Raw genomic sequence first — 24,611 nt, 5'->3', positions numbered from 1 at the left:
AGGTGGCGTCGAGCTGTTCCGTACTTTATGAATTATTCATATATAAAAGATTTAGGGCACGATTCGACTTATTCCAAGCAACCGTCGGTGGAAATGTCATATTGTGCATGGAAATTTAGACCAGCCGCGGATAAAGGCGAGGGAACCCTAACGAAAAACTTGAATTTGCCCGGTTTTAATTGTATCGGGCGTCTTAATCCCGAAAAGACGACCGCAAAGGACAGGCAATGGCCCGTGTCACAGTAGAAGATTGCATTGACAAGGTAGAGAACCGCTTCGAGCTGGTTCTGCTCGCCAGCCATCGCGCCCGGCTGATTTCTCAGGGTGCCTCGATCACCATTGATCGTGACAACGACAAGAACCCCGTTGTGGCTCTGCGCGAAATCGCTGATGAGACCCTCTCGCCTGACGATCTCAAGGAAGACCTGATCCACTCGCTGCAGAAGCATGTGGAAGTGGATGAGCCCGAGCCCGATCCGGCAAGCCTGATCGCCGCCGGTGCCGCAGCCGCTGCCGACAGCGAAGAGCAGGACGATCTGCCGGAAACGATCACCTTCGACCAGATGTCGGAAGAAGAGCTTTTGGCCGGTATCGAAGGTCTCGTCCCGCCAGAAAAGAGCGACGACTACTAAGCGCATCCTCGGCCCTTGGAGGGCTGTGCTTCCCGCGCGGGAAAAGATTGACGATTACCAATCATCAATCTTGCGCCTGTAGAGCTTAGGCATAATATTGCCCATGTGAGCGCCAATCTGCGATTGGCGCCCTTTTATTTTATTGGAGTGGCTTTGGAATGATGCGGCAGTACGAGCTCGTGGAGCGGGTTCAGAAATACAAGCCCGATGCCAACGAAGCTCTGCTGAACAAAGCCTATGTCTACGCCATGCAGAAACATGGCCAGCAGAAGCGGGCGAGCGGCGATCCCTACATTTCGCATCCGCTCGAGGTGGCCGCCATCCTGACCGACATGCATCTCGATGAATCGACGATTGCTGTCGCCCTCCTGCATGACACGATCGAAGATACGACGGCGACCCGCGCCGAAATCGATGAACTTTTCGGCGAAGATATCGGACGTCTGGTCGAAGGCCTGACGAAGATCAAGAAGCTCGACCTCGTCACCAAGAAGGCCAAGCAGGCAGAAAACCTGCGTAAGCTCTTGCTTGCCATTTCCGATGACGTGCGCGTCCTGCTCGTCAAGCTCGCCGATCGCCTCCACAACATGCGCACCCTCGACCACATGTCGCTGGAAAAGCGCGCGCGCATTTCCGAAGAGACGATGGAAATTTATGCGCCGCTTGCCGGCCGCATGGGTATGCAGGACATGCGTGAGGAACTGGAGGAGCTTTCCTTCCGGCACATGAACCCGGAGGCTTACGAGACCGTCACCAAGCGCCTCGAGGAACTGTCGAAGCGCAATGAAGGCCTGGTCAAAAAGATCGAGGCCGAGTTGCGCGACCTCCTGATCGCCAATGGGCTGACGAGCGCCTATGTCAAAGGCCGCCAGAAGAAGCCCTATTCGGTGTTCCGCAAGATGCAGTCGAAGTCGCTCTCTTTCGAGCAGCTTTCCGATGTCTACGGTTTCCGCATCATCGTCGAGGATATCCCCTCCTGCTACCGCGCACTCGGCATCGTCCATACCCGCTGGCGCGTCGTGCCAGGTCGTTTCAAGGACTACATCTCGACGCCGAAGCAGAACGATTACCGCTCGCTTCACACCACGATCGTCGGCCCGTCGATGCAGCGCATTGAATTGCAGATACGCACCAAGCGCATGCACGAGATTGCCGAATTCGGTATCGCCGCTCATACGCTCTACAAGGACGGCGCCACCAATGCCGATGGCGATATTCTCTCGCGCGAAAGTAATGCCTATTCCTGGCTGCGCCACACGATCGAGGCACTTGCCGAAGGCGACAGCCCGGAAGAATTCCTCGAACATACCAAACTCGAGCTTTTCCAGGACCAGGTCTTCTGTTTCACGCCGAAGGGCAAGCTGATTGCTCTGCCGCGCGGCGCAACGCCCATCGACTTCGCCTACGCCGTCCACACGAATATCGGCGATACGACCGTCGGTGCGAAGATCAACGGCCGCATCATGCCCCTGGTGACCCGCCTCAACAATGGCGACGAAGTGGAGATCATCCGCTCCGGCGTGCAGGTGCCGCCGGCCGCCTGGGAAGAGATCGTCGTCACCGGCAAGGCGCGCGCTGCCATCCGCCGTGCGACGCGCATGGCGATCCGCAAGCAATATGCCGGTCTCGGCCACCGCATCCTGGAACGCACCTTCGAACGCGCCGGCAAAATCTTCTCGCGCGATGCAATGAAGCCGGCGCTGCACCGTCTGGGGCAGAAGGATGTGGAAGATGCGATCGCCGCCGTCGGTCGCGGTGAAATGTCGTCGCTCGACGTGCTGCGCGCCGTCTATCCCGATCATCAGGATGAGCGCGTCACGGTCAAGCCCGCCGGCGACGAGGGCTGGTTCAATGTCCGCAGCGCCGCGGGCATGATCTTCAAGATCCCCGGCAAGAGCAAGGCCGATCTCGATGGTGAGCGTGCCTCCACCGAGAGCGATCCCGATATCGTGCCGATCCGCGGCCTTTCCGGCAATGTCGACGTCAAGTTCTCGCCAACCGGCGCCGTGCCCGGTGATCGTATCGTCGGCATCATGGAAAAGGGCAAGGGCATCACCATCTATCCGATCCAGTCGCCGGCACTGCAGCGCTTCGATGACCAGCCGGACCGCTGGATCGATGTGCGCTGGGATCTGGATGAGGCCAACAAATCCCGCTTCACGGCCCGCATCTTGGTCAACGCGCTGAACGAGCCCGGTACGCTCGCGAAGGTGGCGCAGACGGTGGCGAGTCTCGACGTCAATATCCGCATGCTGAATACGGTACGTGCGGCAACCGACTTCACCGAAATGGTGTTGGAAGTTGAGGTCTGGGACCTGCGTCAGCTCAATCAGCTGCTCGCCCAGTTGAAGGATCTGGACTGCATCGCGACGGTCCGACGGCTCTACGAGTAGGCTTTTGTTAAAGTTTTGCCGAACGCAAATTTGCGTTTTGCATATTTTGTGATCATTTCATGGCCGAAAAGGCATATTGAAATGGCAAGTCATGCGTCACTTGCATGGCTGCGTTCAGGTTACAGCGATGGTAATTGACCTTTGCCGCGATTATCTTCTGGTCATCAAGAAATGAAACGAAGATGAGGCAAAGCAATGTTTGAACCGATCAGAAAGTTCGCCCGCGCCCTTCGCGCTCCGACCGCTCAGGAACGTGAAATGGCATATCTCAACGGCTCGCATGACCGTATTGATCTTGAATATCGTCAGCGCCAGGTCGATCGCGGCTTGTTCCGCAATCGCTAATCGCCTGAGATATACTTGACGTAAGGAAGGGGGCGTTATGCATGAACCGCGCCCCTTGGAAGAAGAAAAGAGTAGACGGTCTGTTTAAGCGGTTCCATTTGCCGCTCTTGTCATGATGACGTGCGCTGCACTAAATACGCGCCATGTTATTTCGCCGTCGCAAACCAGCAGGATTTAAGGAAAAACTACGGGAGATTGTCTGGCCCCGTAAAGGTTTTCTGCGCCCTGCACGTTATATCATGATGCGCGTTCTGCGCTTGTCTGCCTCACCGCATGCCGTTGCGGTGGGCTTTGCCGCGGGTGTCTTCGTTTCGTGGACACCCTTTATCGGCGTGCATTTCATCATGGCCTTCGTCATCGCTTATTTCCTGTCGGGAAATATGGTGGCCGCAGCCCTTGGCTGCGCAGCCTTCGGCAATCCGCTGACCTATCCGTTCATCTGGGGCATTACTTGGGAAGTCGGCCATCTGCTGCTCAGCCGCCAGGCTCAGACGGGTGGCCAAGCGATCGATCTCGCCGAACTCTTTCACAAGCTGCATTTCACGGAACTATGGAAGCCGGTGTTGGAGCCGATGCTGATCGGTGCCATTCCGCCAGGGGCCATCAGTTCGGTTGCGCTTTATGCGCTGACATTCTACACCGTCAAGGGCTTTCAGACGCGCCGCCGCGCCCGGCTGATGGAGCGCGCGCGTCTTCGGCTTTCCGATCCGGCCGGCAATTTGCCGACCGTCTGAGCTGAATTTATCCGGAAAGGCTCCCTTCGCATGATCATCGGCATTGGCAGCGATCTCATCGATATCCGCCGCGTTGAGAAATCCATCGAGCGTTTCGGTGACCGTTTCACGCATCGCTGCTTCACCGAGATCGAGCGCGCCCGTTCGGATCGCCGCGCCAACCGCGCCGAATCTTACGCCAAGCGTTTTGCCGCCAAGGAGGCCTGCTCCAAGGCCCTCGGCACAGGCCTTTCGCAGGGTGTCTTCTGGAAGGATATGGGCGTCGTCAACCTGCCGAGCGGCAAGCCGACAATGCAATTGACGGGCGGTGCCGCCGTCGTCCTGCAGGCCATGCTGCCGGCGGGCCACAAGGCCGCCATTCATTTGACAATAACCGATGATTATCCCTTGGCTCAGGCTTTTGTGATCATCGAAGCGCTGCCGGATGCCGTATGATAGCGACCTCTCGTCGCTTTTAATGCTGTCGTTATTGCCGCCACCAGCCGAAGCCGCTAGAGAGAACGTCAGAAAGAAATGCGCCTTTACGGCGTCTTGAAGGAATAAGACTGCGTGTCCGAAAAAGTCGAAACCAAGCCGAACGCCCTCTGGGAAAATATCAAGGTCATCATCCAGGCTCTGCTCCTGGCCATGATTATCAGGACCGTATTGTTCCAGCCCTTTACCATTCCGTCGGGCTCGATGATGCCGACACTGCTGGTCGGTGACTATATTTTCGTCAACAAGTTTGCTTACGGCTATTCGAAATATTCGCTGCCTTTCTCGCCGAATATTTTCAGCGGCCGCATCTTCGGTTCCGATCCGAAGCGCGGCGATATCGTGGTTTTCCGTTTCCCGCCGAATCCTGACGTCGATTACATCAAGCGTGTCGTTGGCCTGCCGGGCGACCATATCCAGGTCACCGACGGCGTTCTCTTCGTCAACGGCAAGCCGGTTCCGAAGGTGCCCGATGGCACTTTCAATTCCGACTACAAGCTCGATCCGGGCCAGGACGTGCCGGTATTCCGCGAGACGCTCGATAACGGCAAGACCTACGATACGCTCGATCAGTCGCCGGTATCGCGCGGCGACAACACCCGCGAGTTCATCGTTCCGGAAGGCCATTACTTCATGATGGGCGACAACCGTGACAACTCGCTCGACAGCCGCTTCGATGTCGGCTTCGTTCCGGCGGAAAACCTTGTCGGCCGCGCCAGCGTCATCTTCTTCTCGCTTGGCAACGACACGTCCTTCCGCGAAATCTGGAAGTGGCCGACCAACATGCGCTGGGATCGCCTCTTCAAGGTTGTTGAATGAGCAAGGCGCAGACGCTCTCAGCGGCGGACCGCGCTAAGCTTGAAACCCTGATCGGCCATGAATTTGTCGAGAAGGAACGTCTGGATCGCGCGCTGACCCATGCCAGCGCGCGCACCGACAAGGGCAATTACGAGCGGCTTGAATTTCTCGGCGACAGGGTACTCGGGCTCTGCATCGCCGATCTGCTGTTTCGCACGTTCGGCGCTGCGACGGAAGGCGAGCTTTCGGTACGCCTGAACCAGCTGGTCAGTGCCGAAACCTGTGCGGCCGTCGCCGACGAACTCAATCTTCATCTTTATATCCGCACTGGCGCAGACGTGAAGAAACTCACCGGCAAGCGCATGATGAATGTGCGCGCCGATGTCGTCGAAAGCCTGATCGCCGCGCTTTATCTCGATGGCGGACTGGAAGTCGCCCGCCGCTTCATCCTGCGTTACTGGGAGGGCAGGGCGGTGCGCGCCGATGGTGCCCGCCGTGACGCAAAAACCGAGCTGCAGGAGTGGTCGCACGCCAAATATGGTGTCACACCCGTCTACCGGGTTGAAGAACGCAGCGGACCGGATCATGATCCGCGCTTCAAGGTGACTGTCGAAGTCGCTGGCGTCGCACCGGAGATGGGCGTAGAGCGCTCCAAGCGCGCTGCGGAACAGGTCGCCGCCACGAAAATGCTCGAGCGCGAAGGCATTTGGCAGCAGGCATCTGCCGGAAATTGACGGGATTAATGACAGAAGAAAACGAAATGGCGGCCAAGAGCGCTGCTGAAAGCAACCCGACGCATTCGGGCTTCGTCGCGCTGATCGGTCCGACGAATGCCGGAAAATCGACACTCGTTAATCGCTTCGTCGGTGCCAAGGTCTCGATCGTCAGCCACAAAGTGCAGACGACGCGCGCCATCGTGCGCGGCATTGCCATCCACAACAATGCCCAGATCGTCTTCATGGACACGCCCGGCATCTTCAAGCCGCGCCGCCGTCTCGATCGCGCCATGGTGACGTCTGCCTGGGGTGGCGCCAAGGATGCCGATCTCATCATGCTGCTGATCGATAGCGAGCGTGGCCTGCGCGGCGATGCGGAAGCCATTCTCGAAGGCCTCAAGGACGTTCCGCAGAAGAAGATTCTCGTTCTGAACAAGATCGACCGTGTCAATCGCGAATTGCTTCTGGCGATCGCTGCTACGGCGAACCAGAAGGTCGACTTCGACCAGACCTTCATGATCTCGGCAGAAAACGGTTCGGGTTGCGACGACGTAATGGATTATCTGGCAAAGACCCTGCCGGAGGGTCCCTGGTACTATCCTGAGGATCAGATCTCCGATCTGCCGATGCGCCAGCTTGCCGCCGAAATCACCCGCGAGAAGCTGTTTCTGCGCCTGCACCAGGAGCTTCCCTATTCCTCGCATGTCGAGACGGAAAAATGGGAAGAGCGCAAGGATGGTTCCGTGCGCATCGAACAGGTCATCTATGTCGAGCGTGACAGCCAGAAGAAGATTGCGCTCGGCAAGGGGGGTGAAACCATCAAAGCGATTTCGTCGGCCTCACGCCGTGAACTGTCTGAAATCCTTGAACAGCCGGTGCATCTCTTCCTGTTCGTCAAGGTGCGCGAGAACTGGGGCGACGATCCCGAACGCTTCCGCGAGATGGGCCTCGAGTTCCCGCACTAAAGCATGTCGCGCAAAAGTGTGCAGCGGTTTTGCGGTAACGACATGCGGCAAATATAAAAGGCATGTCGCGCAAAAGTGTGCAGCGGTTTTGCGGTAACGACATGCGGAAATGCAAGCCTTAAAGTGGCAACGAAACTGGCAAGCGGCGTCCAGCTCCTTGTTTCCGCGTAAAAATCACTGTCTGTTCCGAGGAACGAATTGGTCTGCCTGCGCATTGATTTGCGAGCGCCGGTTTTTGGCACCGCGGGGACAAGATGCCGACGGCAAAACCCACCCATTCCTTCAAGACGCCCTGCGAGCAATGTCCGTTACGGCCGTTGCCGCATTTCCGGGAGTTCAGTCGAGACGAACTGGAATTCGTCTCCAAGTTCAAGAGAGGGGAACTGGCGGCTGATGCCGGTGCAACCATTCTGGTCGAAGGTGCTCACAGCGCCCACCTCTTTACCGTGCTGTCAGGTTGGGGCTTCCGCTACAAGATGTTGGAAGACGGCCGTCGGCAGATTCTGAATTATGTCATGCCGGGCGACCTGATCGGCCTGCAGGGCACGATCATGGGCGAGATGCAGCATTCCGTGGAGGCCCTGTCGCCGGTCTCTCTCTGCATCTTCGAACGCGATAAGCTGATGAGCCTTTATATCCGGCATGCCTCGCTTGCCTTCGACATCACCTGGATCGCGGCGCAGGAGGAGCGTATTCTCGATGAACACCTGCTCAGCATCGGCCGCCGCACCGCGCTCGAAAGAGCCGCCTATCTGATCGCTTTCCTCTTCGAGCGCGGCAAAAAGCTCAATCTTTTCAACGGCCGCAATCTCATTCCGATTACCCAGCAGCATATTGCCGACACGCTCGGGCTTTCGATTGTTCATACCAACAAGACCTTGAAAAAGCTTGCAGCACGCGACCTTATCCGCTGGCAGGAGCGTGGTTGCGAGGTACTGGATGGGGAAGGTCTGAAGCAGATGGCTGGCTGGGAAGGGCTGCGCGAGGAAAAGCGTCCTTTCGTCTAAAGTCGTTCCTTGCCAGACGATGAGCTTGAATGTCTTTTTTAAATGCAAAGTGACGCCGGAAAAAATACAGTCACGTCATCTTTCCTTCGATTTTCGTTCGTATCGACCGGAGGCAAAAATGTGGCTATTCAATAGCGATGGGCAACCATCCCCAACGGTCCAGGCGGGAACCGCAGGAAATGATATTTACGATATGGCAGAGGTGCGGCAAAATTTGCGCTTCACGAGGGGCATGAAGATCATGAGCGCAAAGACCCGTGTCCTGGTCCTGGAAGACAGCATGATTATCGCCATGGAGGCGGAGGATATCCTGCGCGTCGTGGGCGCGGACGTGATCGATATCGCCAACAGCCTCGATCAGGCGCGCGATGCGATCCGCGTTGCAAATTATGATTTTGCGCTCCTCGACGTGAATCTCGGCGAGGCGATGAGCTTCGATTTCGCGCGTGATCTGTCGCAGGCCAATATCCCCTTTGGCTTCGTCAGCGGCTACTCCGATACGCAGGATTTCCCGATCGACCTTCAGGACGTGCCGCTTCTCGTCAAGCCTTTCGACGAGGACGCGATGCGCGACTTTCTCCAGAAGCTTTTCCCGTCGCCAGCTGAATGACTTGAGGCCTCAGCCTGCTTTAGAGTCTTTCCCGCTCAGAATGCTTCAATCTGACCCGGAAAGGTTTTAGAGTGAATCCGCAGGCTGAAGGACGGTTTTCCGATGCAATGGCAGGATCAGGCGATCATTCTTGGCGTCAAACGCCACGGCGAGACGAGCGTCATCGCCGAGGTGATGACGCGCGAGCGCGGCCGTCACCTCGGTCTCGTCCGCTCCGGCCGTTCGCGCACCATGCAGCCAGTGCTGCAACCCGGCAACGAGGTGGAAGTCATCTGGCGTGCCCGGCTGGACGAGCATCTCGGTGAGTTCCGCATCGAACCGGTCAAGCTGCGCGCGGCGCGGCTGATGGAGACGGCAACCGCCGTCTATGGCGTGCAGGCCATGGGCGCGCTTCTGCGCCTGCTGCCGGAGCGTGATCCGCACCCGCATCTCTTCGAAGCGCTGGAAATCATCCTCGATCACCTCCACAATCCTGCCGATGCCGGTGAGCTTTTCGTGCGCTTCGAGCTCGCAGTGCTGAACGATCTTGGCTTTGGGCTCGACCTTACTGAATGTGCGGCGACTGGAGCCCGCACCGATCTCGCCTATGTCTCGCCGAAGTCCGGCCGCGCCGTCAGTCGCGGCGCCGGAGAGCCCTGGGCCGATAAGATGCTGCTTTTGCCGGCCTTCCTGAGTGTGCAGGAAAACCAGGCAGCCGATTTCGAAAGCCTCACGGCGGCATTCCGTCTGACTGGATTCTTTCTGCATCGTCATGTCTACGAACCGCGTGGTCTCGAGGCTTCTGCGGCGCGTGAAGGCTTCGTTCAGGCTGCGCTCAAGGCCCTGAACCCGGCTGCGCGGACGCTTTTGCGACCGGATGAGCTTTCCGCTTGAACGGCTTTTCATTCGTGCAAAACATCCTTCAGCTTTGGCGGTTTACCCCCACGCGCCGTGCCCCTATGTCTCCTTGAACTGAGCGCTCAAGGAGGAAGCCATGCTGAGCAGACCCGAAACATCGACTACCATCACGCTCTGGAACGGGCAGGAGATTCCGCGCCTCGGCATGGGCTGCTGGGCGATCGGCGGTCCCTTCTTTGCAGGCGACACGCCGCTCGGCTGGGGCGAGGTGGATGACAATGAATCGATAGCGGCCATCAACCGTGCCATCGACCTTGGCATCCGCTTCTTCGATACGGCCTCGAATTACGGCGCCGGCCATTCGGAAGAGGTCCTGGGACAGGCGATTGGCAATCGCGCCGATATCGTCATCGCCACCAAGTTCGGCTTTGCCACCAATCCGGAGACGAAGCAGGCGACCGGTGCCTTTGCCGATCCGGCCTTCATTCGCCAGTCCGTCGAGACATCGCTGCGCCGGCTGAAGCGGGAGCGTCTCGACCTCCTGCAATTTCATCTCAACGATTTTCCGCTGGCACAGTCCGACGAAGTCTTCGATACGCTGGAGGCGCTGCGAGCGGAGGGCAAGATCGATGCCTTCGGCTGGAGCACGGATTTCCCAGATCGTGCCGCCCGCCATGTCGGCCGGTCCGGTTTTGTTTCGATCCAGCATACGATGAATGTCTTCGAGCCCGTGCCGCAAATGATCGATGTCGTCGAGAGGAACGGACTCATCTCCATCAATCGCGGCCCGCTGGCCATGGGCCTGCTGACCGGCAAATTCACGCCGGACAAGGCGGTCGGCGCCAAGGATGTGCGCGGCGCCGCACTCGACTGGATGGTCTATTTCAAGGACGGCCGGATCGCGCCGGAATTTGCGGCAAGGCTCGATGCCTTGCGCAGCCTGCTGACATCTGAGGGCCGCACCCTGACGCAGGGTGCTCTCGCCTGGCTCTGGGCGCGTTCGTCGCGCACCTTGCCTATTCCTGGCTTCCGGACGGTCGCGCAGGTCGAGGAGAACGCCGGCGCACTGGAAAAGGGTCCATTGCCCAACAATGTGATGGCAGAGATCGACGCAGCGCTGGCGCGGGTGTGACTATGCCCGGGCGCGAACCTTGAAGGCCCAACCCTCCGGTCGCGACTCGATGATTTTCACCTCGTCGCCGATCGTGACCCTGCCATTGCCGCGCGGGGTCACGTTCCAGCCGAAAAGGGGGCCGGGCACGCGCCGGTCGCCCGACATGCGGATCCTGCCCATGGCTGGTATGGGGCTTGGTACCTCGCGGGAGCCCGTCAACTGGTCCTGCGTGGTCATGATGCAACGGGCGCAGGGTTTTACGAGATCGAAGCGGATACCGGAGATTTCGATGGCCGCCCAGCGGTCTTCCGCCCAGGCTTCGTCCGTTTCGATAACGATATTCGGCCGGAAACGCTCCATGCCGACACTGCCTTCGGCGTGGGCGGCAAGATCTGCGTTCAGCGCCTTCAGCGATCCCGTCGTCGTCACCAGAATCTGGTAGCCGTCAGAAAAGGCCACCGGCGAACCTTCACCTGCCCATTCGGCATTGGCCGTTCGCCGCGCCTGGCCATCGAAAAAGACGAGCCTCACGTCGCGCCCGAGCCATTCCGAAAGCCTGGCATTGATTTCATCGTCGGCAACGGCGGCACTGACGGCCGATTTCCAGACGATGACGTCGAGCCGCCGGTCCGGATGCGGCGGCGGCACGGCAATATCGGCCTTGCCTTGCATCAGCAGCCGGAAGGCGCCGGCCTCGGGCCGCACCTCAATACGGGCGAGCGCAGGAAGTTCGCGTTGCGTTATGAAATGTCCGTCCGGATCCGTCACCATCGCCCGCCGGTCGCCGGGCAGGCCATAGGCGTCAATCTCCGTAAAGGGCAGGGCAATGCCGCGGGCGCTCTTGAGCGGATAAATGAAGAGATCACTGACACGCATCCCATGCTCCTCCTAGATTTTCGTTCCAATTAGATTTCGTCCATGAATGCCGCGAGAAAATCGCGCAGGCTTCTGTCGCGGGTCGCGGCCAGTTCACGGCCGGTCCGGGTCTGGAAACCATCCGCCAGTTTGAACAGTTTCGTCTGGAAATGGTCAATTGCATAACGCTTGTCATCGAGCGGCCGGCTCTCGGCGGCGGGATCGAAAGGATCGTAGAGGCCCGATCCGAGGCGCCCTGCGATATAGAAACAGCGTGCAGCGCCCACCATGCCGATGGCATCCAGCCGGTCCGCATCCTGCAGGATCTTTGCCTCCAACGTTTCCGGCGGCACATTGGCCGAAAAACTGTGCGCCGTCACCGCATGGGCGACATCAGCGATATCCTCGTCGTCCCATCCGAGTTCTTTCAATATCCGCGAGGCTTTTTCTGCGGCGAGCGCCGAGGCCTGGGCGCGCAGCGGCGAGTTCTTCTCGACTGCGACGCAATCGTGCAGCAGCACGGCAGCCGCAAGCACCCGGCCTTTGCCGCCTTCCGCGGAATGGATGCGCATGGCATTGCGGAAGACACGCAGAATATGGGCAAGGTCATGCGACCCGTCGTCGCCGTCACTCGCATGTGGAATGAGCTCCACAGCAAGCGCCTCGTGAGGAGAGAAGGCTTCGGCCTTGAACATCGTTGTCACCGGTTTTCAAAGAAATCCTATTCCGTCGATAACGGCTTGGCCGGCGAGTCGCAATGTGCCGAAATCAGCGCCGGATTTGGTGAGCGGCGTAACGTTGCCCTGCTTCTTCGGCGGCATGCAGAGCATGAGGGCCACCTCGCCGAATGGTTTCGGCGGGCTGATATGATAGCCCTGGATCTCGTCGCATGCTTCGCGCTCCAGCAGCGCCATCTGCTCGGCGGTTTCGACGCCCTCCACGGTCACGCGCATGCCGAGCGCATCGCCGAGCAGGATGATGGCGCGCATGATCGCATGCGCTTCCCTGTTCTCGACGATGTCGTTCACGAAGGACTTGTCGATCTTGATCTTGTCGAAGGGGAAGCTCGAGAGATAGCTGAGCGACGAATAACCGGTTCCGAAATCGTCCATGGAAATGCGGATGCCGCGCTCCTTGAGCGCATGCAGGATCGGCAGCACCTCATCGCGATTTTCCATTAGCACGCTTTCGGTGATCTCGAGTTCGAGACGTGAGGGCGAGAGTTCGGCTGCAGCAAGCGCCTCGTTGACATCCTGCGGCAGGTCGCTGCTCGAGAACTGGATGGCCGAGACATTGACGGCGATCTTGATATCTTCGGGCCATTGCGCTGCATCGTTGCAGGCCCGGCGCAAAACCCAGCGGCCAATATCGACTACGAGGCCGACCTCTTCGGCCAGCGGAATGAACTCCATCGGCGAGACGCGGCCGCGCACCGGATGATTCCAGCGGATCAGCGCCTCGAAACCGCAGATGCGATGCTGAGCCAGGTCGTAAAGCGGCTGGTAGTGAAGCTCGAATTCCTCGTTCTGGACGGCGGCGCGCAGATCGGCCTCCAGCGCATGGCGGGCCTGCATCTTCTCGTCCATTTCGCCGATGAAGAAGCGCTCGTGGCGGCGCCCGTCCGCCTTGGCATGGGAAAGTGCGACGGCCGCGTTGCGCAGCAGTTTGTCGGTCTCGAGGGCATCGTCAGGGGCGATCGAAATGCCCATGGAAACGCTGAGTTCCACCTGCTTATCGCCGCGGAAGAAGGGTTCGCTGAGCTCCCGGCGGATCTGGTCGGCGAGCGCCGTGATGTTCCACGGCTGCTGGCGGCGCGTCTGCAGGATCGCGAATTCGTCCGAGCCGAGACGCGCAAGGATATTCTCCGAGCCGGCTGAAGCGCGGATGCGCTCTGCCACCTGTCGCAGAATCTTGTCGCCGGCTGAAACACCCAACGTATTGTTGATCGATTTGAACCGGTCGAGGTTGAGATGCACGAGCGCGATCTGCTCACCTTCCTTGCGCTCGGCAAGGGCGGCATCCAGCTGCTCGCGGAAGCGAATGCGGTTCGGCAGCCCGGTCAGCGGATCGTGATGGGCAAGATAGGTAATGCGCTCGGCCGCCTTGCGGTCTTCGGTAACGTCGGCATGAATGGCGATATTGCTGCCGTCGGCCAGGATAGTAACCACGCTCTGGATGATGCGGCCGTCATCCATCAGCCATTCGCGCCGGCGGATGCGCCCTGCTCTGGAGGAGGTTTCCCGCCCCTCCTTCTTGCGGCGCGCCCCGCTATTGGCCTGTTCCGTGCCGCGCGTCTTGCTTATCAGCTCCGCAATTGCGGTACCGGGCGAAACATCGTTTTCGGTGAAGCCGAAGAGCTGGCGAAAGCGCAGGTTAGAAAGGGTTAGGCATTGATCCGCATCGAAGACGCTGAGGCCGAGCGGCAGATTGTTGAGAACAATCTCGATGAGCTTGCGCTGTTCTGCCAGCGCCTGCGTTGCGGAACTGATCGTGTTCTTCAGTTCGCGGTTTTCGACGAGCAGCGTTTCGGCGTTGCGCTTGAGCTCATCATATTCGCTTTCATGGCTGCGATAGGTCGTGATGACGAGCTCCATCAGGCGCTCTGCATCGATCGATCCATCCTCGCTGACGGCTTGCGTGCACTGTTGCCAGAAAAGCGTCTCAGCTTTCATGCGCTCAACTTCCCCTGAGGGACGGTTGCGATGAAAGCATAGCAAAAGGCAAAGGCGTCTTCGATTGGCAAAAGTGCCATATCGCGCCGGGCATAAAAAAGACCTTTCTAAAATGAATACAAGAACCGACTTTTATAAGCAGCAAGTGTCCGTTTCCGGCAACTCTCAAGCGGCATCATCTACCGCTCCGATTAATAATCGGTTGCAGCCGGGTGATGCTTTATACCTAGCCGGCAATTTGTCTGTATCTCGCAAACTCCTGAAATAGCGAGAAAAACGGGGTCTCCGACGGAGGTTGAAAGCGCCGTCGGAAGGCGCAGTTACAGTTTGTCAACCATGGTTAATCGGGAGTTAACAGCTTGTTGACCGAAATCGCAAATCAGTTTACCCAGCATATCGACCTTGATCTTTTCCACCCGCGTACTGCGTACAGACTGTCACCGGAAGAAGCGGTGAACGGAGGTTTGTATGATTCATCTTTCATCGGTTTCCGACGTCTCCTATGCATATTTGGCAACGCTCACACGGCTCGATGCCAATGGCGACGGCGTGCTCAGCCGAAGCGAACGCGCGGCAGATCAAAAGCCTGGCATCATCCGTGAATTTCTTGAGGTGGACGATGCCGGCAGCGCCCAGACGCAATATCGAAGCAATCTGGCTGCCCTGATGATGGAATATCAAGACAACGGATCGCTGACAGGCTCGACGGTTCCCTATGCGCTGCAGCAGATCACTCCCGATGCCAATGATCAGCCGATGCAGGTCTATCGCAATACCTATGGCGAATTCGATTTCGGTATCGCCGACTGAGCGTTACGCACCTGTCTCAGCAAGTGAGTCGGCCGCCGGTCGGCTTTTTCTTGCCTTTTAGGCAAGCAGGAACACCTTCTTCCATGAGACGTTGGGACACAGTCCCCGAAACGGAAGGAAACCTGATGAAAATCGTATGCACCATCGCTGCCCTCGGCCTCTTAGCGGCGGCGTCTCAAGGCCTTGCCCAGGACAAACAGACAGCGACGGCAAATTTTACCGGCCCTGACGGCAAGGATTCCGGCCGTGCCACGCTGACGGCTGCCGCCAACGGCGGCGTCTTCATTGAAGCCGAAATCTCCGGCCTGCCGGCCAACAAATGGGTTGCCTTCCATATCCATGAAACTGGCCGCTGCGATGCCGCAACCCATCATGAAACGGCGGGCGGCCATTTCAACCCGACCAAGGCCGAACACGGCTTCCTGGCAGCCAAGGGGCCGCATGCGGGCGACATGCCGAACCAGTACGTCGGACAGGACGGCATCCTGCGCGCCCAGATTTTCGACAGCATGGTCTCTCTCGACGGCAAGGAGGATGGCGTGCGCGGACGTGCGCTGATAGTGCATGCCGAATCCGATGATTACCGCAGCCAGCCATCGGGCGGCGCCGGCGACAGGATCGCCTGCGGGGTGATCAAGTAACCAGGAAAGCTCTATGGCTGGGTTTGCGCGGACGCCTTCGGCGCTCTCCTGCGGGCCGGAGCCTTGGCCGGGGTCTCCTCCGGGGTGGCGTGAAGGTCCGGAGCATTGGACGCTGGCGCCTGCGCCGGATTGTAGGTCACCTGCGGGTAGGGGATCGTTATCCCCTTCTCGTCAAAGGTAAGCTTGGCGCGTTTGATCATGTCACGGCTGAGGTCCCACCAATCGCCGGTCTTGGCCCAATAGCGCAGCGTTACATAGATCGCGCTTTCGCCGAAGCTGTCGACAAAAGCAGTGGGCGCCGGCGCCTTGAGCACGCGCTTATCGTCGGCGGCGAGACCCATCAACGTTTCCATCGCCAGATCGAGGTCGTCCTCATAGGCAATGCCGATCTTCAAGTCGTTCTGCCGGGTCGGCTGGCGGCTGTAGTTCGTGATCGGCGTATTCCATAAAGTCGAATTGGGCGCCAGCCGGTAGAGGCCATCTCCCGTCTTCAGTTCCGTGGCGAAAAGGCCGATTTCAAGCACCGTGCCGCTGACACTGCTTGTCTCGATATATTCGCCGACACGGAAGGGCCGCAGTACCAGCAGCATGATACCGGCAGCGATATTCTGCAGCGTGCCCTGGAGCGCGAGGCCGACGGCGAGGCCGGCGGCGCCGAGAGTGGCAATGATCGATGCCGTCTGCACGCCGAATTGTCCAAGCACGGTGATGAACACCAGCATCAACAGCGCATAGTGCACGACGTTGGTGAAGAAGCGGGCAAGTGTCTCATCAATGCCGCGCACGCGCGAGATACCTTCATAGACCCAGCGGCTAGCGAGACTCGCCAGCACCCAGCCGACGATGAGCAGAATGATCGCCCCAAGGATGGAAAAGGAATATTGAACGGCAAGCGCACTCGCCTGACCGAGCGCTGAACGCGTTGCGATGATGAAGTCGGTGGCCTGTTGTTCCATCACTTGCTCCACAAATGCCTCGTCGACAGCTAGATGGAGCAGAGGCCAGGAGCGTCAACCGATTGAATTGTCCCGAACGGAAAGCAGGAAAGGCGCGTTGCCGTCAGCCTCCGCGCCGCGGCCGATGGCCCTGACGGCATCGACGAGCCGCCCGCAACGACCAAGCAGCGCATCGCCGATTTCGATGATTCGGCCATTCGGCGTCGCATAGGGCGATGCCGCCCGCAGCCGGCGGGCAAGCGCTAGCTCATCCTGTTCGGGTGCGAGCGACAGCGTCGCAATCAGCGCCGCTGCGGGCGATCGCGACACGCCCATCCAGCAGTGGATCAGGAGCGGCGCTTCCTGCTGCCAACCGGCAGCGAAATCGATGATCGCCTGCACATGTTTTTCGTCGGGGGCGACGAGATCACCGGTGCCCTTGAAGGCAATATCGTTCATGGTGAGCAGCAGGTGCCGGTCGGCCCGGATGACGCCCGGCCGGTGAAAGGCCTGCTCCTTTGCCATCAGGCTGATCATCTCGCGCGCTTTGTGCCGCACCGCCATTTCGCCGACACGCGCCAGCGGAGAAACCACGATCAAGGTCACGGCTTCGTGCCTCGCGCCGCCTCGATCTCGGCGAAGCGCTCGCAGAACAGCCGCTGCGCCTCGATCGCCGGCAAGGGATCGATCAGCAGCATGTCTCTGGAAATGCCGCGCGGCTGCCCGAAGAATTTCTGTGCTTCCGCAGGCGTGAAGCCGGCAAGCACCGTCGCCTCGAAATAGGCGGCGATCGTGTCGGCCTTCTTGATCTTGTCCTTGAGTTCGCGGGAGGGATGCGGCGGCAGGCCGAAGCGCAGGTGCACGGCAGCTTCCAGCCGCTTCTCGATCATCTTGTATCCGCCGCCGACAACGGCCTTGAAGGGCGAGATCATGTCGCCGATCACATATTCCGGCGCATCATGCAGCAACGCCATCAGGCAATCGCTCGGGGTGGCCTCGTTGAAATGCCGGAAGATGAATTCGACGACGAGGCAGTGCTGCGCAACGGAAAAAGCATGGTCGCCCGACGTCTGGCCGTTCCAGCGGGCAACGCGTGCAAGCCCGTGGGCGATATCGGACAGCTCGACATCGAGCGGCGAGGGGTCGAGCAGATCGAGCCGCCGGCCGGACAGCATGCGTTGCCAGGCGCGTGGAGCCTTCGCAGCGGTCACGCGCTCGCCTCGTCGGCAGACGTCGGAAAGCTGAGGCCGGACCAGGCCGGCAGACTGAGCGTCACGGAAACGTCGCCGGCGAGCAGCAGTATTCCCGAGGCCATCGCCTCGCCAGCACGGTCGATGCGCACGATCGCAAGCCCTCTCTGCCCTTCGACGGAACCGAGCGTGCCGATCGCTTTGCCGCTGGCGGTGATTTGGGTGCCGCCGGCAGGCAGTGCTGCCCCCGCCGAAACGATGACGACGCGACGGCGCGCCGTACCGCGATGCTGCATGCGGGACACCACTTCCTGACCGACATAGCAGCCCTTCTTGAAGGAGAGGCCGCCATTGAAATCCATCAGCACGTCATGCGGAAAAGCGTCCTGAAGCGCATAATCTGGCCCTGACGTGACAATTCCATTCTCGATACGGAGCGCATCGTAGGACCTCGCGCTATCGTTGCCATGATGGCCGGCGCGGCGAAGAAGCGTGACGCCTGCCTTGGCGAAGCGGCTATCCTTGACGCCTTCCGTCGCATTCTCGTCCCACGAAACGGTCACGCCATCCTCGGCAACAGGCGTCAGCGTCACCGGCGCACGCAGGCGGTACATGGTCAGCCGCTTGAGCAAGGCTTCGCGCTGGGCCGCGTCCGTTTCGATGATGAAACCGTCGCCGTCGCGCCAGATCACGAAGTCGAACAGGATCTTGCCCTGAGGCGTCAGCAGCGCACCCGGCCGCGCCTCATCGGCGCCCATCGAGACGATGTCGGTGGTGATGAGATTTTGCAGAAAGGATTCTGCTTCCGCGCCGCCAACGGCAATGAGCGAGCGGTCTTTCAGGAATACGGCTGGCATGGCGAAACCTGTCGCGTTGGTGATCGCTCAGAGGTAAGTCTTTGACGTTGACGGTGCAAGCGTTGCGGCGTCAGTCACCCGCGGTGAAGAACTTCCATTTGCCGTCGGGCGCGATGCCGAGGCGATAGAAATTATAGCCGCCGAACTCCTGCATGTCGGAGAGATCGCCAGCGGTCACGATGCGCAGCAGTTCCACGCGCTCCGGCGGCGTCAGCGACTTCAGGTCCTTTTCGGCGAAATAGGGCCAGACATACATCTCGTCCGCCGTGCCCTGGCCGACATGCACGAAGCCGGTCGAGATGACATCGAGCATGATCGCGAGGATTTCATCGCCATCGGGATCGCCTGAGAGATCCTTCAGCGTGCCGATCGGATCGTCGGTCGGCTCGCCGACGGTCACCTGCGTCTGGTCGGCGCCGGTCCCCATCAGCGGGCGCAGGCGTTCCAGATCACCTGAAGCAGCGGCCTCGACGATCTGTTCGCGCATTTTGCGAACCGGTTCCGGCACCTTGCTAATGTCATAAATGACTTCGACGGGTTTCGAATCGTCGGATGCGCCCGGCGTCTTGTCGACGCCCTGGCCGCTGTTCTTGTTGACGAGCGGATCAGGCTGGGGAACGCCGGGAGAACCGTTCTGCGGTGCAGCCGGCTGCGTCTGACCCTGTTGCGCCGTCGCAGCAGGCGCATCGGGTTGGCCCGGAATCTTTTGAAGTTCGGAAAGCGCGTAGGCGGAAGAAGCGGACAGTACGCTGCCAGCGACGAGACCGACAGCAAGAACAACCGGCGCGAGTGAAATTCGCGAGGACATATCTTTACCGGTACGCATGAGACTCTCTGTGATGCCCTTATTGCAAGGTGCGGTTGGTGGAAAATTCACCTGCCAGCATGCGATCGCGCAGCGAATCGAGCAAGGCCTCGGCGCTGCCCTCGCCATGCAGCCTGATCGTCTCGCGCAGCGCATGCGCAATTGCAGCATCGGCAATGATTTCAGGCTCGATGCCATCGGCCATGCCGTCGGCCCAAGCCTCGTTCTGGTATTCCAGAGCCGCCTGCATCTTTTCGTGGACGATCATGTCGTCGATGTCGTTGAGGCTTGGTTCCATTGTCTTTTCCTCAGAACTTCTGATGTCTTACCGCTGCGTTAACAAGACTAACAGCCTTTTCCCAAAACGACACGTCCGCATGCGAAAACAGGTTAATTAATCGTTAATTTCCAAAGCGCGAAGTAATTTCTGTGGCGAGTGTTGCACCTTCGTTACGGTAGCGCTCTTCTGCCACGATGGCCGCCTGTGTGCAATCGGTATAAACCGAGGCGAATGCCCGGTATCCGCGATTGAAAGCTGCGGTCAGTTTTTCCTTGCGCTGCGGCTCCCCATTCGTTTCAGAATCAAGCAGTTGCTGCATGTCGGTCCGCCATTCGTCTGCGCCCGGTGCCTTGCAGAGCGTCCGCAGGTAATGCACCGAACCCAGGACCTCCGCCAGCCGCGCCAGCTTGTCGTCGTAGGGCACGGTCACAACCTGCGGTGCGACCTCTGCCGGCGGCGGAGGGGCCGCATTCTTGCCGCCTTGCGCCATTGTGGGACCAGCCCAGGTAAGGCCGATAAAGACGAAAGATGACAAGACAACGCGTCCAACGGGAATCATGTTCACAGTTGATACAGCGAGCATGACGGGAACAAGGCGAATGCCGCACTTTCCACTTCTATTCTGCAGACTGTCCCGGTTGCCGCGTCATTTTCCCGCCGCAAGCCGTTCTGCACATTCGAGTACGCTTTGCGGCACCGGCAAGCGCCGGATCTCTTCTACGCTGTACCAGCCGATCGCGGCCGCATCGTCGGCAGCTTCGGCAACAAGATGACGGTCTGCTTCGACGCGGAAGACGGACAGGAAGAAATGGCTGCTGATGCTACCGTCCGGCGCATGGGTCTTTAGGTCGTAAGTGGAGAAGAGGCGGGGGTTGCGGGCCTGAATGCCGGTCTCCTCGAAGAATTCTCGCAATGCCGTCTCTTCGGGCTTTTCGCCCGGCTCGCCGCGCCCGCCGGGAAAGGCGTACATATCGGCCGAGGGCGGGTTTCGCCGTAATACGAGAAGAAACCGGCCGTCACGTTCGAGGATGGCGGAGGAGGCGGGTCTGGCTTCGGAAATCATGGCTTCGTACGCTTTGCTGCAATACCGCCTTATCTCACGCTCCGCTCGCCTTGCGCAACCGCCGGCATTGCGTGGAATATGACCTTTGCGATTCCTGCGAGATGCTCTTGACCTATCTGATCTATTTTCTTGCTGCCGTCTTCGAAATTGCCGGCTGCTTTGCCTTCTGGGCCTGGCTGCGGCTGGCAAAGCCGGTGTGGTGGCTCGCGCCGGGCCTGGTGTCACTGGCACTTTTTGCGTGGTTGCTGACGTTTGTGCCGAGCGAGGCAGCGGGGCGCACCTTCGCAGCCTATGGCGGCGTCTATATCGTCGCCTCGCTGCTTTGGCTCTGGCTGGTGGAAAACCGCATTCCCGACCGCTGGGATATCGGCGGCGCGCTGATCTGCCTCACTGGCTCGGCAGTCATCCTCTTTGCGCCACGCAGCTAGGGCAGTTCCGCAAAAGATGTGCAGCGAGAATGCCCGGGAGCAAAGCGCCTTGACCGATGCCGGGCAGGATGCAAAGAAATCCCCATGTGTGGACGTTTTGCCCTGACGAGCTCCAATGCCGCTGTGCAGGAGTTTTTCTCGACGCTTGATATCGATGCTTTCCCGGAGCGCTACAACATCGCGCCGACGCAGCCGATTCTCGTCGTCATCTCGGGCGAGGGGCAGGAGCCGGGCAGCAACCTTCCGGACCGACGTGCCCTGCTGGTGCGCTGGGGTTTTACGCCGGGCTGGGTTAAGGATCCCAAGGAGTTTCCGCTGCTGATCAATGCACGCGCCGAAACCGCGATCGGCAAGGCGTCCTTCCGCGCCGCCATGCGCCATCGCCGTATCCTCATCCCGGCCTCCGGGTTCTATGAATGGCATCGCCCTTCGAAGGAAAGCGGCGAGAAGGCACAGGCCTACTGGATCCGGCCGCGCCGCGGTGGCGTCATCGCCTTTGCTGGTCTCATGGAAACATGGTCCTCGGCCGATGGCTCGGAAGTGGATACAGGGGCTATCCTGACGACCAGGGCCAATAGCGCGATTTCGTCGATCCATGACCGCATGCCCGTCGTCATCCAGCCGGAGGATTTCTCCCGCTGGCTCGACTGCAAGACGCAGGAGCCGCGTGAGGTCATCGACCTCATGCAGCCGGTACAGGATGATTTTTTCGAGGCGATCCCGGTTTCCGACAAGGTCAACAAGGTCGCCAATATGGGGCCAGATCTGCACGAACCGGTGCCGCTCGAAAAGCCGCCGAAGCCGCCCCAGAAGAAAACGCCACCCGATGGCGGCCAGCTCAGCTTCTTCTGACGCATGTCGCGCGGAAGTATGCCGCGGTTTCGCCATAACGATCCGTGAAAACGAGAATTGAACGCTTCCCCATCTACCGGAAAATATGATGATTTCTCCATCCGCGGCGCTTGCCGGCTTCTTGCTTGGCGCTTCTCTGATTGTGGCGATCGGCGCACAGAACGCTTTCATCCTGCGGCAGGGGCTGCTGCGCTCGCATGTCTTCATTCTTTGCCTGATCTGCGCGCTTTCGGATGCCGTGTTGATTGCCGCAGGCGTCGGCGGGCTGGGCACGCTGGTGTCGCAATCGCCGATGCTGATTTCGGTGGTGACGATCGGCGGCGCTATATTCCTAGGCTCCTACGCCGTCATGGCTTCGCGCCGAGCGCTGCGTCCGGCCGCCATGCAGGCGGGTGCGCCGCAGGCTCTGGGGCTTAAGGCGGCGGTCGCAACCTGCCTCGCCTTCACCTTCCTCAATCCGCATGTCTATCTGGATACGGTCGTGCTGCTCGGCAGCCTGTCGGCCGCCTATCACGGCGCAGATCGTCTGGCCTATGGCGTCGGCGCCGCCACGGCGTCATTTGTCTGGTTCTTCGCGCTGGGATATGGGGCGCGCCTCTTGCAGCCCGTTTTTGCCAGACCCGCGGCATGGCGGGTTCTGGATGTCATTATCAGCATCGTCATGAGCTTGCTGGGGATCAGCCTGCTCGTCCGCTTCTTCAACCCCGCTTAGGCGGTCTTCTTGACCTTTACAGGCTTTGCCATCATCGAGGCCGCAGCCACGGCCTTGAGGCCGAGCGGGCGATAGTTGGTAGTGAGATCCGGCTTGGCTGCCTGCTGCTGTTCCGTGGTCTTCTTCGAGGTCACGATACTCTCCTCACGTGGTTCCCTAGAGTTTTATGTATCTTGGTCTTTTGTCTTCAATAACGACAAAAGCGAGGCATTGCTTATCAGGAAATATAACCACGGAGCATAATTCGCGAGGCTTAACCGAAGCCTGCGTACGTTAACACTTACTTAATAAAATAGACGCTCAGATGTGGCGACCGATATCGTCCTCTCCGACACCCGGCTCCTCGATAGTCAGGGTGCCATATTTGCGCCTCCACTTTCGCGCCCCGAAGGGCAGGGAAATGAGGTAGGCGCAGACGGTAAAGACCATCACTTCCCAGGTGAAGCTCATCAGCATCGCGACGTAGATGACGACGCCGAGCATGGCCGGCAGTACGAGATCGCGCCGCATGCGGCTCTCGGATTTGCCGGACCAGACGGGCAGGCGGCTGATGAGCAGGAAGGCGATGAGGACCGTGTAGCCCGAGGCGAGGAAGGCAAAGGTTCGGTCGGTGGCGAGACCGAGGAAGCCCAGATAAACCGGCAGCAATACCAACATTGCGCCAGCCGGCGCCGGCACGCCGACGAAATATTCTGACTGCCAGGGTGCGCGGTTCTCGCGCTCCGACATCACGTTGAAGCGGGCCAGCCGCAGACCAGCTGCGATCGCATAGATGAGTGCTGCGATCCAGCCGAGCGAGCGCGCTTCGTCAAGCGCATAGACATAGACCACGAGGGCAGGGGCGACGCCGAAATTGACGATGTCGGCAAGCGAATCCATCTGCGCGCCGAATTTCGACGTGGCCTTCATCAGCCGCGCCACGCGGCCGTCGACGCCATCGAGGAAGGCGGCGACGAGCACCATGGCGACAGCCAGTTCATAGCGGCTCTCGAAGGCGAGCCGGATGCCGGTCAGGCCGGCGCAGATAGCGAGAATGGTGATGAGGTTCGGAACGACGAGTCGGATCGGAATCTCGCGCAGGCGCGGCCCACGGGCGGAATCGTCGACCGGGCCATTCGGTTCGAAGGGCGGAAAGGGTGGTTCCATATCGCGCTCTCCTGAAACTTAGCTGCGGCGGCTGATGACCGGACCCTTCGCCGAAGCGAATTCGGCAATGACGGTCTCGCCGGCAACCGCCGTCTGGCCAAGCGAAACGCGCGGTGCGGCATTCGCCGGCAGGAACACGTCGAGCCGCGAGCCGAAGCGGATGAGGCCGAAACGCTCGCCCGCATCGACGGGTTCATTGACATGCGAAAAGCAGAGAATACGCCGCGCCACGAGTCCGGCGATCTGCACCACGCCGATCTGCCCATGACGGGTTTCGATGACGAGGCCGTTGCGCTCGTTGTCTTCGCTCGCCTTGTCGAGTTCGGCGTTCACGAAGCTGCCCGGGCGGTAATTGATGCTGACGATGCGGCCGCGCATCGGCGCGCGGTTCACATGGCAGTTGAAGACGTTCATGAAGACCGAGATGCGCAGCATCGGCTCGGCTCCAAGGTTCAGCTCGGCAGGCGGCGTCACCATCTGGATCGACGAGACCTTGCCGTCAGCGGGCGAAATCACGAGATCGTCGTCCTGCGGCGTCACGCGCTCCGGGTCACGGAAGAAGTAGGCGCACCAGAGCGTCAGGATGAGGCCGATCCAGAAGAGCGGTTTGAAGATCCAGCCCAATACGAGCGACGCGACGAAGAAGGCGGCGACGAAAGGGTAACCTTCCTTGTGCACCGGAACGATCGTGTTGCGAACCGTATCGAACAAGCTCATGTGTGCCAGGCTCCTGTCGTTTT

31 protein-coding genes are annotated in these 24,611 nt (G+C 59.7%); 17 read left to right on the top strand and 14 right to left on the bottom strand.

Translation table 11 applies throughout. The annotated features are described in order from the left end of the window. Nucleotides 1–227: 227 nt before the first annotated feature. The 12 genes from rpoZ to FHX08_RS11070 all read left to right on the top strand — a co-directional run bounded on the left by rpoZ (nucleotide 228) and on the right by FHX08_RS11070 (nucleotide 10,643). Entirely contained in the window at nucleotides 228–632 is a 405-nt protein-coding gene (gene rpoZ / locus FHX08_RS11125) for a DNA-directed RNA polymerase subunit omega (protein WP_112565751.1), read from the top strand. 158 nt (nucleotides 633–790) lie between these two features. Then, the gene (locus FHX08_RS11120) at nucleotides 791–3,025 is read left to right on the top strand and encodes a bifunctional (p)ppGpp synthetase/guanosine-3',5'-bis(diphosphate) 3'-pyrophosphohydrolase (protein WP_132651000.1); all 2,235 of its coding nucleotides are present in this window, start codon (nucleotides 791–793) and stop codon (nucleotides 3,023–3,025) included. 195 nt (nucleotides 3,026–3,220) lie between these two features. Then, nucleotides 3,221–3,370, top strand: a complete 150-nt coding sequence (locus tag FHX08_RS11115) for a DUF3563 family protein (protein ID WP_132651001.1) — start codon at nucleotides 3,221–3,223, stop codon at nucleotides 3,368–3,370. A gap of 143 nt (nucleotides 3,371–3,513) precedes the next feature. Further along, nucleotides 3,514–4,104 carry a DUF2062 domain-containing protein gene (locus tag FHX08_RS11110; RefSeq protein WP_184327179.1) on the top strand — a complete coding sequence of 197 codons (591 nt, stop codon included), beginning with the start codon at nucleotides 3,514–3,516 and terminating at the stop codon, nucleotides 4,102–4,104. A gap of 30 nt (nucleotides 4,105–4,134) precedes the next feature. Further along, nucleotides 4,135–4,539, top strand: coding sequence for a holo-ACP synthase (acpS, locus tag FHX08_RS11105; protein ID WP_132651003.1), 405 nt, complete (start codon nucleotides 4,135–4,137; stop codon nucleotides 4,537–4,539). A 114-nt stretch (nucleotides 4,540–4,653) separates the two neighbouring features. Continuing rightward, a complete protein-coding gene (gene lepB, locus FHX08_RS11100; protein WP_132651004.1) occupies nucleotides 4,654–5,397 on the top strand; it encodes a signal peptidase I in 744 nt (247 codons plus the stop codon). Beyond that, nucleotides 5,394–6,110 carry a ribonuclease III gene (gene rnc / locus FHX08_RS11095; RefSeq protein WP_132651005.1) on the top strand — a complete coding sequence of 239 codons (717 nt, stop codon included), beginning with the start codon at nucleotides 5,394–5,396 and terminating at the stop codon, nucleotides 6,108–6,110. The genes lepB and rnc overlap by 4 nt, the downstream gene beginning before the upstream one ends. A gap of 8 nt (nucleotides 6,111–6,118) precedes the next feature. Beyond that, entirely contained in the window at nucleotides 6,119–7,057 is a 939-nt protein-coding gene (gene era, locus FHX08_RS11090; protein ID WP_132651006.1) for a GTPase Era, read from the top strand. A gap of 254 nt (nucleotides 7,058–7,311) precedes the next feature. Next, nucleotides 7,312–8,064, top strand: coding sequence for a Crp/Fnr family transcriptional regulator (locus FHX08_RS11085; protein ID WP_132651007.1), 753 nt, complete (start codon nucleotides 7,312–7,314; stop codon nucleotides 8,062–8,064). Nucleotides 8,065–8,182: 118 nt separating this feature from the next. Next, nucleotides 8,183–8,674: a response regulator gene (locus FHX08_RS11080; protein WP_409527393.1), complete on the top strand. Its 492-nt coding sequence runs from the start codon at nucleotides 8,183–8,185 to the stop codon at nucleotides 8,672–8,674. Between the two features lie 102 nt (nucleotides 8,675–8,776). Beyond that, nucleotides 8,777–9,547, top strand: a complete 771-nt coding sequence (recO, locus tag FHX08_RS11075; protein WP_132651009.1) for a DNA repair protein RecO — start codon at nucleotides 8,777–8,779, stop codon at nucleotides 9,545–9,547. Nucleotides 9,548–9,647: 100 nt separating this feature from the next. Beyond that, nucleotides 9,648–10,643, top strand: a complete 996-nt coding sequence (locus FHX08_RS11070; protein ID WP_132651010.1) for an aldo/keto reductase — start codon at nucleotides 9,648–9,650, stop codon at nucleotides 10,641–10,643. Here FHX08_RS11070 and FHX08_RS11065 read toward each other — a convergent pair whose 3' ends face one another. Genes FHX08_RS11065 through FHX08_RS11055 form a run of 3 tightly spaced genes read right to left on the bottom strand, consistent with a single transcriptional unit; the run spans nucleotide 10,644 to nucleotide 14,152 of the window. Then, a complete protein-coding gene (locus FHX08_RS11065; protein ID WP_132651011.1) occupies nucleotides 10,644–11,501 on the bottom strand; it encodes an MOSC domain-containing protein in 858 nt (285 codons plus the stop codon). Nucleotides 11,502–11,530: 29 nt separating this feature from the next. After that, nucleotides 11,531–12,175, bottom strand: coding sequence for an HD domain-containing protein (locus FHX08_RS11060; RefSeq protein WP_132651012.1), 645 nt, complete (start codon nucleotides 12,173–12,175; stop codon nucleotides 11,531–11,533). 15 nt (nucleotides 12,176–12,190) lie between these two features. Beyond that, nucleotides 12,191–14,152, bottom strand: coding sequence for a putative bifunctional diguanylate cyclase/phosphodiesterase (locus FHX08_RS11055; protein ID WP_245508199.1), 1,962 nt, complete (start codon nucleotides 14,150–14,152; stop codon nucleotides 12,191–12,193). A gap of 468 nt (nucleotides 14,153–14,620) precedes the next feature. Here FHX08_RS11055 and FHX08_RS11050 point away from each other — a divergent pair, with 468 nt between their 5' ends. Continuing rightward, nucleotides 14,621–14,962 (top strand): hypothetical protein, encoded by a 342-nt coding sequence (locus FHX08_RS11050; RefSeq protein ID WP_132651013.1) that lies wholly within the window; start codon nucleotides 14,621–14,623, stop codon nucleotides 14,960–14,962. A 125-nt stretch (nucleotides 14,963–15,087) separates the two neighbouring features. Continuing rightward, complete coding sequence (locus FHX08_RS11045) at nucleotides 15,088–15,603, top strand: superoxide dismutase family protein (protein WP_132651014.1); 516 nt, start codon at nucleotides 15,088–15,090, stop codon at nucleotides 15,601–15,603. An 11-nt stretch (nucleotides 15,604–15,614) separates the two neighbouring features. On the opposite strand, the gene FHX08_RS11040 is transcribed toward FHX08_RS11045, so the two are convergent. From FHX08_RS11040 to FHX08_RS11005, 8 genes are all read right to left on the bottom strand, one after another. After that, complete coding sequence (locus FHX08_RS11040) at nucleotides 15,615–16,559, bottom strand: mechanosensitive ion channel family protein (protein ID WP_132651015.1); 945 nt, start codon at nucleotides 16,557–16,559, stop codon at nucleotides 15,615–15,617. Nucleotides 16,560–16,613: 54 nt separating this feature from the next. Beyond that, the gene (locus tag FHX08_RS11035) at nucleotides 16,614–17,144 is read right to left on the bottom strand and encodes a tyrosine phosphatase family protein (protein WP_132651016.1); all 531 of its coding nucleotides are present in this window, start codon (nucleotides 17,142–17,144) and stop codon (nucleotides 16,614–16,616) included. Next, nucleotides 17,141–17,749: an HD family hydrolase gene (locus FHX08_RS11030; protein WP_132651017.1), complete on the bottom strand. Its 609-nt coding sequence runs from the start codon at nucleotides 17,747–17,749 to the stop codon at nucleotides 17,141–17,143. Before FHX08_RS11030 ends, FHX08_RS11035 begins: the two co-directional genes overlap by 4 nt. Beyond that, complete coding sequence (locus tag FHX08_RS11025) at nucleotides 17,746–18,585, bottom strand: YgfZ/GcvT domain-containing protein (protein ID WP_132651018.1); 840 nt, start codon at nucleotides 18,583–18,585, stop codon at nucleotides 17,746–17,748. The genes FHX08_RS11030 and FHX08_RS11025 overlap by 4 nt, the downstream gene beginning before the upstream one ends. 70 nt (nucleotides 18,586–18,655) lie before the next feature. Then, nucleotides 18,656–19,411: a hypothetical protein gene (locus FHX08_RS11020; protein WP_132651019.1), complete on the bottom strand. Its 756-nt coding sequence runs from the start codon at nucleotides 19,409–19,411 to the stop codon at nucleotides 18,656–18,658. Nucleotides 19,412–19,430: 19 nt separating this feature from the next. Next, on the bottom strand, nucleotides 19,431–19,688 hold the full coding sequence (locus tag FHX08_RS11015; protein ID WP_018115578.1) for a hypothetical protein: 258 nt from the start codon (nucleotides 19,686–19,688) through the stop codon (nucleotides 19,431–19,433). A 103-nt stretch (nucleotides 19,689–19,791) separates the two neighbouring features. Beyond that, on the bottom strand, nucleotides 19,792–20,253 hold the full coding sequence (locus FHX08_RS11010; RefSeq protein ID WP_184327178.1) for a TIGR02301 family protein: 462 nt from the start codon (nucleotides 20,251–20,253) through the stop codon (nucleotides 19,792–19,794). A gap of 63 nt (nucleotides 20,254–20,316) precedes the next feature. Continuing rightward, on the bottom strand, nucleotides 20,317–20,733 hold the full coding sequence (locus FHX08_RS11005) for an NUDIX hydrolase (protein ID WP_132651020.1): 417 nt from the start codon (nucleotides 20,731–20,733) through the stop codon (nucleotides 20,317–20,319). Between the two features lie 107 nt (nucleotides 20,734–20,840). On the opposite strand from FHX08_RS11005, the gene FHX08_RS11000 reads away from it, so the two are divergent. From FHX08_RS11000 to FHX08_RS10990, 3 genes are all read left to right on the top strand, one after another. Next, the gene (locus FHX08_RS11000; protein ID WP_132651021.1) at nucleotides 20,841–21,161 is read left to right on the top strand and encodes a YnfA family protein; all 321 of its coding nucleotides are present in this window, start codon (nucleotides 20,841–20,843) and stop codon (nucleotides 21,159–21,161) included. An 84-nt stretch (nucleotides 21,162–21,245) separates the two neighbouring features. After that, a complete protein-coding gene (locus FHX08_RS10995; protein ID WP_132651022.1) occupies nucleotides 21,246–22,013 on the top strand; it encodes an SOS response-associated peptidase in 768 nt (255 codons plus the stop codon). 88 nt (nucleotides 22,014–22,101) lie between these two features. Continuing rightward, complete coding sequence (locus FHX08_RS10990) at nucleotides 22,102–22,725, top strand: LysE/ArgO family amino acid transporter (RefSeq protein WP_132651966.1); 624 nt, start codon at nucleotides 22,102–22,104, stop codon at nucleotides 22,723–22,725. Here FHX08_RS10990 and FHX08_RS10985 read toward each other — a convergent pair. The 3 genes from FHX08_RS10985 to FHX08_RS10975 form a co-directional block, all read right to left on the bottom strand. After that, complete coding sequence (locus FHX08_RS10985) at nucleotides 22,722–22,859, bottom strand: hypothetical protein (RefSeq protein ID WP_165911818.1); 138 nt, start codon at nucleotides 22,857–22,859, stop codon at nucleotides 22,722–22,724. The two genes, FHX08_RS10990 and FHX08_RS10985, sit on opposite strands and share 4 nt — an antisense overlap. 166 nt (nucleotides 22,860–23,025) lie before the next feature. Continuing rightward, complete coding sequence (gene pssA, locus FHX08_RS10980) at nucleotides 23,026–23,871, bottom strand: CDP-diacylglycerol--serine O-phosphatidyltransferase (RefSeq protein WP_132651023.1); 846 nt, start codon at nucleotides 23,869–23,871, stop codon at nucleotides 23,026–23,028. 18 nt (nucleotides 23,872–23,889) lie between these two features. Beyond that, a complete protein-coding gene (locus FHX08_RS10975; RefSeq protein WP_281026254.1) occupies nucleotides 23,890–24,597 on the bottom strand; it encodes a phosphatidylserine decarboxylase in 708 nt (235 codons plus the stop codon). Nucleotides 24,598–24,611 lie beyond the last annotated feature (14 nt).

The organism is Rhizobium sp. BK529, assembly GCF_014194105.1.
GTDB lineage: Bacteria > Pseudomonadota > Alphaproteobacteria > Rhizobiales > Rhizobiaceae > Rhizobium.
This window is presented reverse-complemented; position numbering and strand designations above follow the sequence as displayed.

What these genes read in the sequence shown, in the direction of transcription:
- rpoZ (WP_112565751.1), top strand. Translation starts at nt 228, where the DNA reads ATGGCCCGTGTCACAGTAGAAGATTGCATTGACAAGGTAGAGAACCGC.
- FHX08_RS11120 (WP_132651000.1), top strand. Translation starts at nt 791, where the DNA reads ATGATGCGGCAGTACGAGCTCGTGGAGCGGGTTCAGAAATACAAGCCC.
- FHX08_RS11115 (WP_132651001.1), top strand. Translation starts at nt 3,221, where the DNA reads ATGTTTGAACCGATCAGAAAGTTCGCCCGCGCCCTTCGCGCTCCGACC.
- FHX08_RS11110 (WP_184327179.1), top strand. Translation starts at nt 3,514, where the DNA reads ATGTTATTTCGCCGTCGCAAACCAGCAGGATTTAAGGAAAAACTACGG.
- acpS (WP_132651003.1), top strand. Translation starts at nt 4,135, where the DNA reads ATGATCATCGGCATTGGCAGCGATCTCATCGATATCCGCCGCGTTGAG.
- rnc (WP_132651005.1), top strand. Translation starts at nt 5,394, where the DNA reads ATGAGCAAGGCGCAGACGCTCTCAGCGGCGGACCGCGCTAAGCTTGAA.
- era (WP_132651006.1), top strand. Translation starts at nt 6,119, where the DNA reads ATGACAGAAGAAAACGAAATGGCGGCCAAGAGCGCTGCTGAAAGCAAC.
- FHX08_RS11085 (WP_132651007.1), top strand. Translation starts at nt 7,312, where the DNA reads ATGCCGACGGCAAAACCCACCCATTCCTTCAAGACGCCCTGCGAGCAA.
- FHX08_RS11080 (WP_409527393.1), top strand. Translation starts at nt 8,183, where the DNA reads ATGTGGCTATTCAATAGCGATGGGCAACCATCCCCAACGGTCCAGGCG.
- recO (WP_132651009.1), top strand. Translation starts at nt 8,777, where the DNA reads ATGCAATGGCAGGATCAGGCGATCATTCTTGGCGTCAAACGCCACGGC.
- FHX08_RS11070 (WP_132651010.1), top strand. Translation starts at nt 9,648, where the DNA reads ATGCTGAGCAGACCCGAAACATCGACTACCATCACGCTCTGGAACGGG.
- FHX08_RS11065 (WP_132651011.1), bottom strand. Translation starts at nt 11,501, where the DNA reads ATGCGTGTCAGTGATCTCTTCATTTATCCGCTCAAGAGCGCCCGCGGC.
- FHX08_RS11060 (WP_132651012.1), bottom strand. Translation starts at nt 12,175, where the DNA reads ATGTTCAAGGCCGAAGCCTTCTCTCCTCACGAGGCGCTTGCTGTGGAG.
- FHX08_RS11055 (WP_245508199.1), bottom strand. Translation starts at nt 14,152, where the DNA reads ATGAAAGCTGAGACGCTTTTCTGGCAACAGTGCACGCAAGCCGTCAGC.
- FHX08_RS11050 (WP_132651013.1), top strand. Translation starts at nt 14,621, where the DNA reads ATGATTCATCTTTCATCGGTTTCCGACGTCTCCTATGCATATTTGGCA.
- FHX08_RS11045 (WP_132651014.1), top strand. Translation starts at nt 15,088, where the DNA reads ATGAAAATCGTATGCACCATCGCTGCCCTCGGCCTCTTAGCGGCGGCG.
- FHX08_RS11040 (WP_132651015.1), bottom strand. Translation starts at nt 16,559, where the DNA reads ATGGAACAACAGGCCACCGACTTCATCATCGCAACGCGTTCAGCGCTC.
- FHX08_RS11025 (WP_132651018.1), bottom strand. Translation starts at nt 18,585, where the DNA reads ATGCCAGCCGTATTCCTGAAAGACCGCTCGCTCATTGCCGTTGGCGGC.
- FHX08_RS11020 (WP_132651019.1), bottom strand. Translation starts at nt 19,411, where the DNA reads ATGCGTACCGGTAAAGATATGTCCTCGCGAATTTCACTCGCGCCGGTT.
- FHX08_RS11015 (WP_018115578.1), bottom strand. Translation starts at nt 19,688, where the DNA reads ATGGAACCAAGCCTCAACGACATCGACGACATGATCGTCCACGAAAAG.
- FHX08_RS11010 (WP_184327178.1), bottom strand. Translation starts at nt 20,253, where the DNA reads ATGCTCGCTGTATCAACTGTGAACATGATTCCCGTTGGACGCGTTGTC.
- FHX08_RS11005 (WP_132651020.1), bottom strand. Translation starts at nt 20,733, where the DNA reads ATGATTTCCGAAGCCAGACCCGCCTCCTCCGCCATCCTCGAACGTGAC.
- FHX08_RS10995 (WP_132651022.1), top strand. Translation starts at nt 21,246, where the DNA reads ATGTGTGGACGTTTTGCCCTGACGAGCTCCAATGCCGCTGTGCAGGAG.
- FHX08_RS10990 (WP_132651966.1), top strand. Translation starts at nt 22,102, where the DNA reads ATGATTTCTCCATCCGCGGCGCTTGCCGGCTTCTTGCTTGGCGCTTCT.
- pssA (WP_132651023.1), bottom strand. Translation starts at nt 23,871, where the DNA reads ATGGAACCACCCTTTCCGCCCTTCGAACCGAATGGCCCGGTCGACGAT.